The sequence below is a fragment of the Streptomyces johnsoniae genome, from assembly GCF_031845565.1.
Classification (GTDB): domain Bacteria; phylum Actinomycetota; class Actinomycetes; order Streptomycetales; family Streptomycetaceae; genus Streptomyces; species Streptomyces johnsoniae.
On sequence record NZ_JAVREV010000025.1, the window covers coordinates 71,217 to 84,076 of the forward strand.

Annotated in this window: 12 protein-coding genes; 7 read left to right on the top strand and 5 right to left on the bottom strand. The window is 75.8% G+C overall.

Going from position 1 to position 12,860, the window contains the following annotated elements; genetic code table 11:
- Window position 1: 1 nt before the first annotated feature.
- The 3 genes from RM779_RS31535 to RM779_RS31545 form a co-directional block, all read right to left on the bottom strand.
- Window positions 2-922 carry an XRE family transcriptional regulator gene (locus RM779_RS31535; RefSeq protein WP_311621215.1) on the bottom strand — a complete coding sequence of 307 codons (921 nt, stop codon included), beginning with the start codon at window positions 920-922 and terminating at the stop codon, window positions 2-4.
- A 166-nt stretch (window positions 923-1,088) separates the two neighbouring features.
- Window positions 1,089-2,432: a cryptochrome/photolyase family protein gene (locus RM779_RS31540; RefSeq protein WP_311621216.1), complete on the bottom strand. Its 1,344-nt coding sequence runs from the start codon at window positions 2,430-2,432 to the stop codon at window positions 1,089-1,091.
- Window positions 2,433-2,437: 5 nt separating this feature from the next.
- Window positions 2,438-3,928 (bottom strand): SDR family oxidoreductase, encoded by a 1,491-nt coding sequence (locus RM779_RS31545; protein WP_311621217.1) that lies wholly within the window; start codon window positions 3,926-3,928, stop codon window positions 2,438-2,440.
- A gap of 162 nt (window positions 3,929-4,090) precedes the next feature.
- On the opposite strand from RM779_RS31545, the gene RM779_RS31550 reads away from it, so the two are divergent.
- Window positions 4,091-5,341 carry a pyridoxal phosphate-dependent aminotransferase gene (locus RM779_RS31550; RefSeq protein WP_311621218.1) on the top strand — a complete coding sequence of 417 codons (1,251 nt, stop codon included), beginning with the start codon at window positions 4,091-4,093 and terminating at the stop codon, window positions 5,339-5,341.
- Here the strand turns inward: RM779_RS31550 and RM779_RS31555 are convergent.
- Window positions 5,304-6,209: a MurR/RpiR family transcriptional regulator gene (locus RM779_RS31555; protein ID WP_311621219.1), complete on the bottom strand. Its 906-nt coding sequence runs from the start codon at window positions 6,207-6,209 to the stop codon at window positions 5,304-5,306. The genes RM779_RS31550 and RM779_RS31555 overlap by 38 nt on opposite strands.
- Window positions 6,210-6,316: 107 nt before the next feature.
- Here RM779_RS31555 and RM779_RS31560 point away from each other — a divergent pair, with 107 nt between their 5' ends.
- The 3 genes from RM779_RS31560 to RM779_RS31570 are packed head-to-tail and all read left to right on the top strand — an operon-like array spanning window position 6,317 to window position 9,115.
- Window positions 6,317-6,949 (top strand): hypothetical protein, encoded by a 633-nt coding sequence (locus RM779_RS31560; RefSeq protein WP_311621220.1) that lies wholly within the window; start codon window positions 6,317-6,319, stop codon window positions 6,947-6,949.
- Between the two features lie 11 nt (window positions 6,950-6,960).
- A complete protein-coding gene (locus RM779_RS31565) occupies window positions 6,961-8,181 on the top strand; it encodes a 4-hydroxybenzoate 3-monooxygenase (RefSeq protein WP_311621221.1) in 1,221 nt (406 codons plus the stop codon).
- Window positions 8,165-9,115 (top strand): UbiA family prenyltransferase, encoded by a 951-nt coding sequence (locus RM779_RS31570; RefSeq protein WP_311621222.1) that lies wholly within the window; start codon window positions 8,165-8,167, stop codon window positions 9,113-9,115. The genes RM779_RS31565 and RM779_RS31570 overlap by 17 nt, the downstream gene beginning before the upstream one ends.
- A gap of 20 nt (window positions 9,116-9,135) precedes the next feature.
- On the opposite strand, the gene RM779_RS31575 is transcribed toward RM779_RS31570, so the two are convergent.
- Window positions 9,136-10,059 (bottom strand): AEC family transporter, encoded by a 924-nt coding sequence (locus RM779_RS31575; protein WP_311621223.1) that lies wholly within the window; start codon window positions 10,057-10,059, stop codon window positions 9,136-9,138.
- 126 nt (window positions 10,060-10,185) lie between these two features.
- Between RM779_RS31575 and RM779_RS31580 the strand changes: the two genes are divergently transcribed.
- The 3 genes from RM779_RS31580 to RM779_RS31590 all read left to right on the top strand — a co-directional run bounded on the left by RM779_RS31580 (window position 10,186) and on the right by RM779_RS31590 (window position 12,725).
- Window positions 10,186-11,580: a M20/M25/M40 family metallo-hydrolase gene (locus RM779_RS31580; RefSeq protein ID WP_311621224.1), complete on the top strand. Its 1,395-nt coding sequence runs from the start codon at window positions 10,186-10,188 to the stop codon at window positions 11,578-11,580.
- An 89-nt stretch (window positions 11,581-11,669) separates the two neighbouring features.
- Complete coding sequence (locus RM779_RS31585) at window positions 11,670-11,966, top strand: type II toxin-antitoxin system VapB family antitoxin (protein WP_052847392.1); 297 nt, start codon at window positions 11,670-11,672, stop codon at window positions 11,964-11,966.
- Between the two features lie 87 nt (window positions 11,967-12,053).
- Entirely contained in the window at window positions 12,054-12,725 is a 672-nt protein-coding gene (locus RM779_RS31590) for a LytR C-terminal domain-containing protein (protein WP_311621225.1), read from the top strand.
- Window positions 12,726-12,860 lie beyond the last annotated feature (135 nt).

Sequence of the window (12,860 nt, forward strand, 5' to 3'; positions counted from 1 at the left end):
GCTATCCGGCGGGGCGGCGCAGGAGGTCGCGCAGCCCCGGGGGCATGCCGGGCAGGCGGTCGCCGCGCCCCAGCGCCGCGGCCAGCAGGCGCCGCGTGCGCGCCGACGAGGCGCCGCGCGCCACCGCCGGGATCAGCTCCGCCGCGACCTCCTCGGCCTCCCGCCAGGCCCCGGCCGACAGCAGGCAGTCGAGCAGCCGCACGGCGAAGATGCCGCGGTAGCCGGCGTGCCCTCCGCCGGCCGCCCGCCGCAGCAGCGGGATCGCCAGGCGCCACTCACCCGCCGCCTGGTACGCGCCGCCCTGCTGCCCGTCGATCTCCTGCTCCGTCAGCCACCAGGCCCACGGCGGCTCGGGCCGCCGCCCGCCGCCCCAGGCCAGCAGCGCCCTGGCCCGCGCGAACGCGCGTTCGGCCTCCCACCGCGGCCCGGTGGCCGCGGCCCCCTGGGCGGCGCGGACGAGGAACACCGCCTCGGCGCGCGGCGGCAGCGGCCCGGCGGCCACCAGCACCGCACGGGCCAGCGCGAGCGCGGAACGGTGGCCGCCCAGCCACTCCGACCTCAGCGCCGCGTTCTGAAGGGTCAGCAGCTCGGTGTCCCGGTCCCCGGCGCGGCGGGCGAGCGCGAGCGCCGCGCGGTTGAACGGCACGGCGGCGGCGTGCCGTTCGGCGTCGAACAGCGCCCAGCCCGCCACCCCGGCCAGCTCGGCCGCCGCGGCCCGCACCTCCCGGGCGTACCGCGGCGGCAGCGGTGCACGCCCCGCGGCGCACAGCGCGTGCACCTGCCGGAACGCCCGCGCGGCGGGCCCGGCGACGGACGGCGCACCGGGCACGTTGTCGAGCCGGATCAGGCGCCGCGACACCCCCCTGATCGCCGGCGCGAGACCGCCGGACGGCGGCGGGAACGGGAACGCCGGTTCGTCCATGTGCCCAGTCTGGCCCGGGTCGGGGCGAACCGGTCGCCATGCCTGCCTCCGTGTGTCCTGACGCGAGCCGAATGAGAGACCGCGGGTATGCCTCGCCGCGGCGCCCGCGGCCCTTCCGCGGCGCGACACCGCCCGATGGGACCAGCAGGCGCGGCCCCGCGCCGCCTCACCAGGGCTCGACCAGGGGCTCCGGATAGTCCAGGTCCGCGGCCAGGCGCCACGGGCGGTGGACCGCGGAGCCGCCGGCCCCGGCCAGTTCCGGCACCCAGCGGCGCACGTAGTCCCCGCGCGGGTCGTAACGCCTGGCCTGCGCCAGCGGGTTCAGCACCCGGCCGGGGCGGGTGTCGGTGCCGGTGCCCGCGGCCCACTGCCAGTTCAGCTGGTTGTTCGCCAGGTCGCCGTCCACCAGCAGGTCCAGGAAGTGCCGCGCGCCCACGCGCCAGTGGACGTTCAGCGTCTTGGTGAGGAAGCCGGCGGCGAGCAGCCGCCCGCGGTTGTGCATCCAGCCCTCGTGCCGCAGCTGACGCATCGCCGCGTCGATGACCGGGAAGCCGGTGCGGCCCGCCCGCCACGCGTCGACGGCCGCGGCGAGCGCCTTCTCGTCGCGCCATCCCACGCGGCGCCGGTCGCGGTAGTCGCGGTGCGCGGCGTCCCTGCGGGCGGCGAGCACCTGGTGGTGGAAGTCGCGCCAGGCCAGCTGGCGCACGAACGCCTCCGCGCCCGCGCCGCCGTGGCGCCGCGCCCGGTGCACCAGCTCGACCGCGGACACGCAGCCGAAGTGCAGGTAGGGGGAGAGCCGCGAGGTGGCGTCGCCCGCCAGGTCGTCGTGCCGTTCCGCGTAGGCGTTCAGCGGGCCGTTCTCCCAGGCGCGCAGCCGCCGCCGCGCCGCGGATTCGCCGCCCTCGGGCAGGCCGGGCGAGGGCGTGCCGGGCGCCAGGCCGGACGGCGCGGGCAGCGGCGCGGAGCGCACGTCTGGAACGCGAACGGCGCGCGGGGCGTTCAGCACACCGCGCAGGGGCGTTCCGCTCCAGCGCCTGAAGTACGGGGTGAACACGGCGAAGTGGTCCTTGCCCGCGGGCGCGAGCGCGCCGGGCGGCACCGCGGTGACGGACGCGTCGTGCACGATCAGCCGCCGGCCCGCCGCCCCGAGCGCGGCGCGCAGCCGCTCCTCGCGGCGTGCCGCGTAGCCGCTGACGTCCCCGGCCACGTGCACGGTCGAGGCACCGGCCGCCGCCGCGACGCGGCAGGTCTCGGCGACCACGTCGCCGTGCGGGACGACCAGCCGGCCGCCGCGGTCGCGCAGCGCGCCGTCGAGGTCGGCGAGGCAGGCGGCGAGGAACGCGGCGCGGTTGGGCACGGCGAAGCCGGCCGCGCGCACCCCCGCGTCGACGACGAACAGCGGCACGGTGTGCCGCGCGCCCCGGACGGCGGCGTGCAGCACCGGGTTGTCGCGGACGCGCAGGTCGCAGGTGAACAGCGCGACGGACACGGAAGGGGAATCGTCGGTCACGGGGCTCAGCCTTCCGCCTGCGCGGTGCTGGCGATGTTGCGGACCATGCCGCCGAACACCCAGGCGTGGAACGGCGACACCGCCCACCAGTAGACGTGCCCGGCGAGGCCGCGGGGGTGGAACAGGGCGCGCTGGCGGTACACCGTCCGGCCGTGCTCGTCCCGGTCGACGCGCAGTTCGAGCCAGGCCGTGCCGGGCACCCGCATCTCGCCGCGCAGCCGCAGCAGGCGTTCCGGCTCCAGGGCCTCCACCCGCCAGAAGTCGAGGCCGTCGCCGGTCCGCAGGCGGGCCGCGTCGCGCCGCCCGCGGCGCAGCCCGCCGCCGACGACGAGGCTGTCCAGCCAGCCGCGCACGGCCCAGGCCACGGGTGACGAGTACCAGCCGTTCTCGCCGCCGATGCCCTCGACGACCCGCCACAGCGCCTCGGGCGTGGCCTCGACGGTGCGTTCGCGGCGGTCGGTGTAGATGCTGCCGCCCGCCCAGGGCGGGTCGCTCGGCAGCGGCCCCGCGGACGCGCCCGGGCGCGGGCTCGGGCCCGCGCCCGCGCCCTCGGGCTCGGGCTCGGGCTCGCTCTCGCCGACGCGCCGCAGCGCCGCCTTCAGCGCGTCGTCCAGGCCGAGGAACCCGCCGGGCGGCATCGGCACGTACTCCTCGATGTCCCGTTCGCGGCACACCACTTCGTGCCGGAGCGACTCCACGAGGGGGCGGGCGAGCGGGCCGGGCAGCGGGGTGACGAGCCCGACCCACAGGCTGGACAGCCAGGGCGAGAGCACCGGCACCGGCACGATCAGCCGCCGTCGCAGCCGCGCGTGCACGGCGTAACGCCGCATCATCGTGTGGTACGTCACCACATCGGGTCCGCCGATGTCGAACGTGCGGTTGACGTCGGCGGGCAGCCGGGCGCTCCCGGTCAGGACGGCCAGCATGTCGCGGACCGCGACCGGCTGGACGCGGGTGCGGACCCAGCGGGGGGTGACCATGGCGGGGAGCCGTTCGCTGAGCTGGCGCAGCATCTCGAACGACGCGGAGCCGGAGCCGATGACGACGGCGGCGCGCAGGACGGCGGCCGGGACGCCGGAGTCCAGGAAGATCCGCCCGACCTCGGCGCGGGAGCGCAGGTGCGGGGACAGGTCACGTTCCGGCACGCCCGCGGGCGTGAGCGCACCGGCGTAGACCAGGCGGCGCACGCCCGCGTCGCGCGCCTGTTCGGCGAAGACGCGGGCCGCCCCGCGGTCGGTCTCCTCGAAGTGCCGCCCCTTGCCCAGCGAGTGGACCAGGTAGTACGCCACGTCGATGTTCTCCAGCGCCGCCCGCACGGACGCGGCGTCCGTCACGTCACCGCGCACGAGCTCGGCCCGCGGGGCCCACGGCCGGCCGGCCAGCTTGCCGGGCGTGCGGGCCAGGCAGCGCACGGTGTGCCCGGCGGCGAGCAGTTCGGGCACGAGCCGGCCGCCGAGGTAGCCGGTCGCGCCGGTGACCAGGCAGCGCAGGCTCATCCGGTTCTCCCGTGGTCCTTGCCCCCTCCCGCCATGCTTGGCCGAGCGGCGCCGTCCCGCAACCGCGCGGGCGCCGGCCGGCTACCGCCGCGCGGACGCGGCGCACCCGTGTATGCAAGTTGGCTTGCCAGCCTCCCTATTGCTGCATTAGAAATTGCGGACATGGTGAGGCATTCGGCGACCCTGGCCCTCGACGAGGCCCTGCGCGCCAGGCAGGCCGCGGGGCAGCGCGTGCTGCACCTCGGCTTCGGCGAGGCCGGGCTGCCGGTGCCCGGCACCGTCGCGGACGTCCTGGCCGGCGCCGCCGGGCGCAACGGGTACGGCCCCGTGGCGGGCTCGCCGGAGGCGAGGCGGGCCGCCGCCGGCTGGTTCACGCGGCGCGGGCTGCCCACCGAGGCCGGGCACGTGCTCTTCGCCCCCGGCAGCAAGGCGCTGCTGTTCGCGCTGCTCACCGCGCTCCCCGGCGATGTCGTACTGCCCACGCCCGCCTGGGTGAGCTACGCCGCCCAGAGCGCGCTCGCCGGCAAGCGCGTCATCGGCGTGCCGGTGCCCGCCGAGGCGGGCGGTGTCCCCGATCCCGAGCGGCTGGCCCGGGTGCTGCGCGAGGAGCGCCCAGGCGTGCTGGTGCTCACCGTGCCCGACAACCCCACCGGCACCGTCGCACGCCCCGAGCACGTGCGCGCGGTGTGCGAGCTGGCCGGGCGGCACGGGCTCGCCGTCATCGCCGACGAGATTTACACCGAGCTGATCCACGACGCCCGCACCCCCGCCCGCCCGGCCGCGCTGCTGCCGGAGCGCACGGTCGTGACCTGCGGGCTGAGCAAGTCGATGGCGCTTGGCGGCTGGCGCATCGGCTTCGCCCGCCTCCCGGCCGGGCCGTTCGGCGACGCCCTCATGACCGAGCTGACCGGCATCGCCAGCGAGGTGTGGTCCAGCCTGGCCGCGCCGATGCAGGCCGTCGCCGCGCACGTCCTGGCCGAGCCGCCCGAGGTCCGCGCCCACATCGCGGCGGCCCGCCGCCTGCACGCAGGCGTCGCGCGCGCCGTGCACGCCGAGTTCACGGCCGCGGGCGCCGACTGCCGGCCGCCCGAGGCCGGTTTCTACCTCTACCCCGACTTCGGGCCGCTGCGCCCCGCGCTCGCCGCCCGCGGCCTGGACGGCGCCGCCGCGCTGGCCGACGCCCTGCTCACCGAGCACGGCGTGGGCGTGCTGCCGGGCGACGCCTTCGGCGACGACCCGCGCGCCCTGCGGTTCCGCGCGGCCACCAGCCTGCTCTACGGCGAGACCGAGGCGGAACGCCGGGCGGCCCTGCACGGCGGGGACCCGCTCGCCCTGCCGTGGATCGCCGCCGCCCTGACGCGGCTGCGCGCCGCGCTCACCGCCCTGCCGTCGGGTCCGCGTCGTACACGGTGAACCGTTCCAGCAGCTCCTCCTCCGCCAGCAGCGCGGACCGCACGTCCCGCCCGCGCACCCGCGCCACCTCGGCCGCGAGGGCCTGCACCAGCGAGGTGAACGCGGTCAGCGAGCGCAGCACCGAGGGCCCCGACGCGTCCACGTAGAACACGTGCTCGGCCGACGCGGCCAGCGGCGAGGCCGGGTTGTCCGTCAGGGCCACGCAGCGCGCGCCGCGTTCCCTGGCCCAGGCCGCCGCCCGCACGGTGTCGGCCGCGTAGCGGTGGATCGAGATCGCGACGAAGCAGTCGCCCTCCCGCACCCGCCGCAGCTCGTCGGTGAGCGTCCCGGTCCCCGCGGTCAGCGTCGCCACGTCCTCCCGCATCAGCCCGAGCAGGTAGCCCAGCAGGTACGCCGGGGCGTGGCACTTGCGCAGCCCGAGCACGTGCACCCGCGGCGCCCCGGCCAGCACCCGCACCGCCGCCTGGAACGTCTCCTGGTCGATCCGCCCGAACGTGCGGGCGATGTTGGCGCGGTCGAGCGAGACCGCCCCGTCCAGCAGGTTGCCCTCGCCGTCGCTGCCCAGCTGCTCCAGCGTGCTGTAACGGCGCAGCAGCTGCGCCTGCTCCCGCAGCCGTTCGCGGCACAGCCGGGTCAGGCCCGGGTAGCCGTCCAGGCCGAGCCCCGAGGCGAACCGCACCACGGTGGCCTCGTTCACTCCGACGGCCGAGGCCAGCTCGGAGACGGTCATGAACGCCACGCCCTCCGGGTCCGCCATCACCCGTTCCGCGAGCATCCGCTGGGAGCGGGTCAGCGTGGCGCGGCGCTCATGGAGCAGGACGAGCAGCTCGTCGAACGTCGTGGGGGACGGCTTGGGTGCTGAGGCCATGGGGGAATTCTCCCCCGGCGGGCCCGGACCGCGGGCGGCCGGGCCGTGACCTGACGGGGCCGCTACGCGTTGGCACTTAAGGATGCCCGCCGGTAAGGAGAGAACAGATGTCGGTTTTGGCGCCAAACAACCTTTTTCCGCACGCGGTTCCGCGTGCCTTCCCCCTCGATGTTCCGCTCGACGTTCCCCTCGATGCCATCTTCGGTGCCGCCCTCGGCGGCGCCGCCGACCCGCGCAACCGGGTCCGCGGCTTCGCCTCGCCCGTGACCCGCATGCTGCTCAGCAGCGACGGGCTGACCACCACGCTGCTCGAAGCGCTCGCGGGCGAATCGTTGCACCTCCACTGCCTCGCACAATTACGAACCCCCGCCCAGGCGACCGGTGACGGCGTGCCCGCGCTGCTCCGGACCGACCGGTGCGGGGAAGTCCTGGTGCGCTACTCCGCGACCACCCGGCCGGGCGGGCAGGCGCTGTCGGTCAACCACGTCGTGGCCAGGGTCGGCCTGGCGCCCGGCATCGAGCCCTGCCTCACCAGCCGGTCCATCCCGCTCGGCCCGGCGCTGCACGCCGCGGGCACCGGGCACCGCCGCACCCTGCTCGACGTGGGCCGCCGCCCCTGGCAGGAGGAGGACGGCACCGAGCGCACGGCCTGCTACAAGACGTACCTCGTCTGGCACGGCGACGACCCGCTCGCGCTCATCAACGAGCTGTTCAGCCCGGCCGCCGTGCCGGCCGCGTGAGGCGGGTGGCGATGCGGGCGGCGATGCGGCGGCTGCGTACCCAGGTGGCCATCATCGGCGCGGGGCCCGCGGGCCTCGTCCTGGCCAACCTGCTGACCCGGGCCGGCGTCGAGTGCCTCGTGGTGGAACGGCGCTCCCGCGCGCACGTCGAGTCCCGCGCCCGCGCCGGGCTCATCGAGCACCGCACCGTGGCGGCGCTGCGTCGGCACGGCCTCGCGGACGGCCTGCTGGCCGCGGGCGCCCGGCACACCTGGTGCGACTTCCTGTGCCTGGGGCGCACGTACCGCGTGGACTACGGCGCGCACAGCGGCGGGCGCGCCCACCTGGTGTACCCGCAGCAGCTCCTGGTCCGCGACCTGATCGCCGAGCTGACGGCACGCGGCGGGGCGCCGCTGTTCTCCACCGCCGTCGCGGCCATGCCGGATGTGACCGCGGACCGGCCGCGCCTCGCGGCCACCGGCGCGTCGGGGCCCGTCGAGATCGACTGCGAGCACATCGTCGGCTGCGACGGCCACCGCGGCGTCTCCCGCACCGCGCTGCCCGCGACGGCGCGCGTCACCACGCGCCGCTACCCGTACGACTGGCTGACGGTGCTCGCCGAGGTGGACCGGCCGGCCGAGGGCATCGTGTACGGCATCTCGGCCGACGGCTTCGCCGGGATGATGCCGCGCACCGCGCACCTCAGCCGCTTCTACCTCCAGTGCCCGCCCGGCGAGAAGCCGCAGGCGTGGCCCGCCCGCCGCATCCACGCCGAGCTGCGTGCCCGGCTCGCGCCGGCCGGCCTGCCGCGCATCGGCGGCTTCCCCGAGGTGCGGGTGCTCGGCATGCACAGCAGCGTCACCGAGCCCGTCCGGCACGGGCGGCTGCTGCTGGCCGGGGACGCGGCCCACGTGGTGACGCCCTCGGGCGCCAAAGGCATGAACCTGGCGATCGCCGACGCGGTCGACCTCGCCGACGCGCTGATCCGCCACCACATCGGGCGCGACCCGGCCCCCCTGGCGGGCCACGGGGCGCGGCGGCTGCCGGAGACCTGGCGCGTCCAGGAGTTCTCCGACCGGCTGCTGCGGCTGCTGCACCTGTCCGCGGACGAGGCCGCCGACCCGCGTTTCGCGCTGAGCCTGCGGCGGGCCACCCTGGAGCGGCTCTCCGCCCCGGGACCCGACGCCGCCGCCTTCGCCCACAGTTACGCCGGCTCTGGCGTGGAGGGGAACGCCGGTGGCCGTCCGGATTGAGCCGGCCCGGAGCGTTCGGGAGAACGCCCGGGCGCTGTACGGCTTTTCGCGCGGCACGCAGGCGACGCTGAGCGTGGCGCAGCCGCTGCTCGGCACGCTGCTCGCCGACAGCACCCCGCCGCCCGGCCGGCTGGCGCTGTGCCTGCTGGCCTGCCTCGCCGGGTACTTCGCGGTGTTCGCCGCCAACGACCTGATCGACGCGCGCCTCGACCGGGAGCGGTTCGCCTACCTGCGGGCCTACCAGGGCTTCGACATCGACAGCGCGGGCGGACGTCACCCGCTGGCGCAGGGCCGCCTGAGCCGCGCGGCGGGCGGGGCGTGGATCGCCGCCCTGGGCGCCGTGGCCCTGGCCGTGGGCGCGCTGCTCAGTTGGGTGTGCGCGGCGCTGCTCGCCGCCGCCGCGCTGCTTGAGGCCGTGTACTGCGGTCTCGCGCGGGTGACCCCGTTCAAGTTCCTGCTGACCGGGGTGCTGGTGGCGTTCGGCGGCTGCCTCGGCTGGTTCGCCATGACCTCCGCCGTCGACCGGCCGGTGCTGTGGCTGTTCTGCCTGTGGCTGGCCGCGTGGGAGATCGGCGGGCGGAACATCGTGAACGACTGGGCGGACGTCGAGGAGGACGTCCACCTGGGCGTGCGCACCGTGCCCGTCGTCTACGGGCCGCGGATCAGCGGGGCCCTGACGTTCGGCTGCCTCGCCCTGGCGACGGTGGCGGGCGCCGGGATGTTCGCCGCGGCCTGGCCCTCGCACGGGCTGCTCGGCCCGGCCGCGATGCTGCTGCTGAGCGGGTACGCGCTGATCGCGCCGGGACTGCGGCTGCTGCGCGACCCCCGCCCGCGCCACGCGATGGCGCTGTTCAACCGGGCCAGCCTCTACCCGGCCGCGACGCTCGGGCTCCTGCTGTCCGGCGTGCTCACCGACGGCCTGCTCGGCGGGTAGCCGCGGGCGGCGCGGCGGCGTCAGCCGAGCAGCGCGGCGATCAGGGTGAGCGCGGGCACGGCGGCCAGGGTGGACAACAGGATCGACTCGCGGGCCAGCCGCACCGCGACGTCGTAGCGCGCGGCGTAGGTGAAGAGGTTCTGCGCGGCGGGCAGGGCCGCGACGACCACCACGTTCAGCTGGTCGGTGGCGTCCAGGCGGAACAGCCAGGCCGCCACCGCCCACGCGATGGCGGGCTGGACCACCGACTTCAGCGCCACCGAGAGCAGCACAGGGCCGCGCTCCGCGCCGCGGCCGGGCAGGGCGCTGCCGCGCAGCGAGATGCCGAAGGCGAGGAGGACGGCGGGCACGGCCATGTTGCCGATGAGGACGGCGGGTTCGAAGAGCGCGCCGGGCGGGGTCCAGCCGGAGGCGGCGACCGCCACGCCGGTGAGCGAGCCGATGACGACGGGGTTGCGGAACGGGGTGGTCAGCCGCTGCCAGGGGGTGCGCCGCTCGGTGCCCGCGGTGCCGAGGTCGAGGACGGTGAGCGCGACCGGCGTCAGGATCAGCTGCTGGAAGAGCAGGACCGGCGCGACGAGCGAGGCGTCGCCGAGCACATAGACGGCGATCGGGATGCCGAGGTTGCCCGCGTTGACGTAGGAGGAGCACAGGGCGCCGATCGTGGTGCGGCCCACGCCCCAGCGGCGCAGCGCGCCGACCGCGACGAAGATGCCGCAGCTGGCGAACGTGCCGATCGCGGTGACCAGCAGGGAGGGCGAGAAGACCAGCGTGAGGTCGGCCTCGGCGAGGGTGGTGAACAGCAGGGCCGGGGTGGCGACGGAGAAGGCGAGGCGGGTCAGGACCTCGCGGCCGTTGGCGCCGAGCGAGCCGGTCCGGCCCAGGAGGTAGCCGGTGGCGATGACCGCGGCGATGATGGCGAAACCGGTGATCACCCCACCCACGACGTCCACCTTCGCATATTCGAACTCTCGGACGGAACGCGGGCCCGGTCAATGTGATCTCGGATGGCGAGACATGCCGCGCCGGACACCCGAGGCGCGGACAATAAGCATATAAAGTCCCATTCCGTGACGCTCCCCGTGACTGTTTTCTCCGCTCTCGTCCCGATCGCCCTCCTCGCCACGGCCGGACTCGCCCCGGCCGGACCCGCCCCCGCGGACGGCCCCGCGCCGCGCACCCTGGTGGCGGCGACCACAGGCGAGGGCGCCCTGCGCCACCTGACCGCGTTCCAGGACATCGCCGAACGGCACGGCGGCAACCGCGCCGCGGGCACCCCCGGCCACGAACGGTCGGCCCGCTACGCGGGCGCCCTCCTCGCCGAGGCCGGGTACCGCGTCACGTACCAGCGCTTCACGTTCCCCTACCGCGAGCCGGTCACCGAACGTCTGACCCGCCTCGGCGGCGAGCCGCGCGACATCCCGGTGCGCGCGCTGTCCTACACCGGCGACACCCCGGACGGCGGCCTGACCACCACCCTGGCCGACGCGGGCGACGGCTGCGCACCGGACGACTTCGACCCGGCGGCCCTGCACGGCCGGATCGCGCTGATCGAACGCGGCGGCTGCACGTTCGCCGAGAAACAGGCGGGCGCCGCGGCAGCCGGCGCGGCCGCCGTGCTCATCCGCAACAACGTGCCAGGCCCGCTGACCGGCACCCTCGGCGGCCCCGACCCGGCGGCGCTGCCCACCGGCGGCCTCGACCGCGAGGACGGCGCGGCGCTCGCCGACGCGCTCGCCGGCGCGCTCGCCGCGGGACAGGAGGTGACCCTGCGCCTTGAACTGACCGAGCTGGCCGAGGAACGGACCACGGTCAACGTCATCGCCGAGAGCCGCGGCGGCGACCAGGACCGGGTGGTGATGGCCGGCGCCCACCTGGACTCGGTGCTCGATGGACCCGGCATCAACGACAACGGCTCCGGCTCGGCCGGGGTGCTGGAGACGGCGCTGCGGCTGGCCGAAACCTCCGGGGGCCGCCACCCGAACCGGGTGCGCTTCGCCCTGTGGTCGGCGGAGGAGTCCGGGCTGCTGGGCTCCGAGCACTACGTGGAACACCTCCCGCCCGCCGAGCGGGAGGACATCGCGGTGTACCTGAACTTCGACATGATCGGCTCGCCGAACCACGGACAGTTCGTATACGAGGGCGACCCCGACGTCACCGAGGACATCACCGCGTTCCTCCGCGGGCGGGGACAGCGGACCGCCCCGACGCCGTTCAACGGGCGCAGCGACTACGCCCCGTTCGTCGCCGCGGGCATCCCGTCGGGCGGCACGTTCACCGGCGCCGAGGGCATCAAGTCCGAGGCGGAGGCCGGTTACTGGGGCGGCACCGCGGGCGCCGCCTACGACCCCTGCTACCACGCCGCCTGCGACACACTCGACAACATCGGACGGGCGGCGCTCGACACCCACGTGAAGGTCATCGCGCACACCGTCGGCACCTACGCCTGGCGCGCGCCCCACTGACCCGGTCCTGACCCGGTCGCGGTGAATGCCTGATTCGTCACCACAACATGAGGCTGCGACGGAGACGTCCCGCCCGGTAGGCTTCCCGTGTGATCTTCAAGCGCATCGGAAACGGACGACCGTACCCTGACCACGGCCGGGACAACACCCGGCAGTGGGCAGACGTCGCCCCGCGCCCGGTCCGCCTCGACCAGCTGATCACCACCAAACAGCAGCTCGACCTCGAAACGCTGCTGGCCGAGGACTCCACCTTCTACGGTGACCTCTTCGCACACGTCGTCAAGTGGCAGGGCGACCTCTACCTGGAGGACGGCCTGCACCGCGCCGTCCGCGCGGCCCTCCAGCAGCGACAGGTGCTCCACGCCCGGGTGCTGGAGCTGGGCTGAGCCGCGATTGCTGCGATCGGGTAAGGCCCGGGCATTTCAGCTGATCATTTAGTAGGCGGCCGACGCTCACCTGACTACGCTGCGGACATGAGCATGTTGACGCCCCCGGGCATGGGCGGCAAGAAGTTCCGCGTCACGGGCGACCGGTATCCGCGGATGCGCCCCCGGCGACGGCGCGGCAGGTTCGCGTTCCTCACGGTCGCCGCCCTCGCCACGGCCGGGCTGCTCGGCTACGGAACGCTCCAGCTCATCGACGTGTTCTCGGCGGACGACGACGGCGGACGCGCCCCGCGCGCCCAGGCCGGCCCGCGCCCCGACCAGGACTGCGCGCCGCCCGCCAACGACGAACGCGCCCCCGAGGGGGCGGACGTGCCCGAGCCGTCCGCCATCACCGTCAACGTTTACAACGCGACCGGCCGCACCGGCCTCGCCCAGGACACCGCCGACGCGCTGGCGGAACGCGGATTCACCATCGGCGACGTGGCCAACGCCCCGCAGGACCTCGACGGCCAGGTCCAGGCCCCGGGACTGCTGCTCGGCGAGACGGCGGCCGAGGAGTCGGGCGCGCTCACCGTGCTCGGCGCCCAGCTGGAGGGCGCCGAAACCGGCGCCCCCAGGCCCGCCGCCGAGGGCGCCGACCCCGCGAGCGTCGTCGACCTCGTGCTCGGCGAGGGCTTCACCGAACTGACCGCGGCCGACGAAGCCGACCGCCGCCTCGCCGCGGCCACCGTCCCCACCGGAAACACCCCCGCCTGCTAGGTCCTGTCCTGTCGATCTTGTCGGATCAGCCCGCGGCTCCCCCAGACTCCTCCCCCAGACTTCGTCTGGGAGGTGCCCCCAGGGAGGTGCCCCCAGATGCGGTGCTCCCCCAGGCCCTTGGGGGCCTGGGAGGTG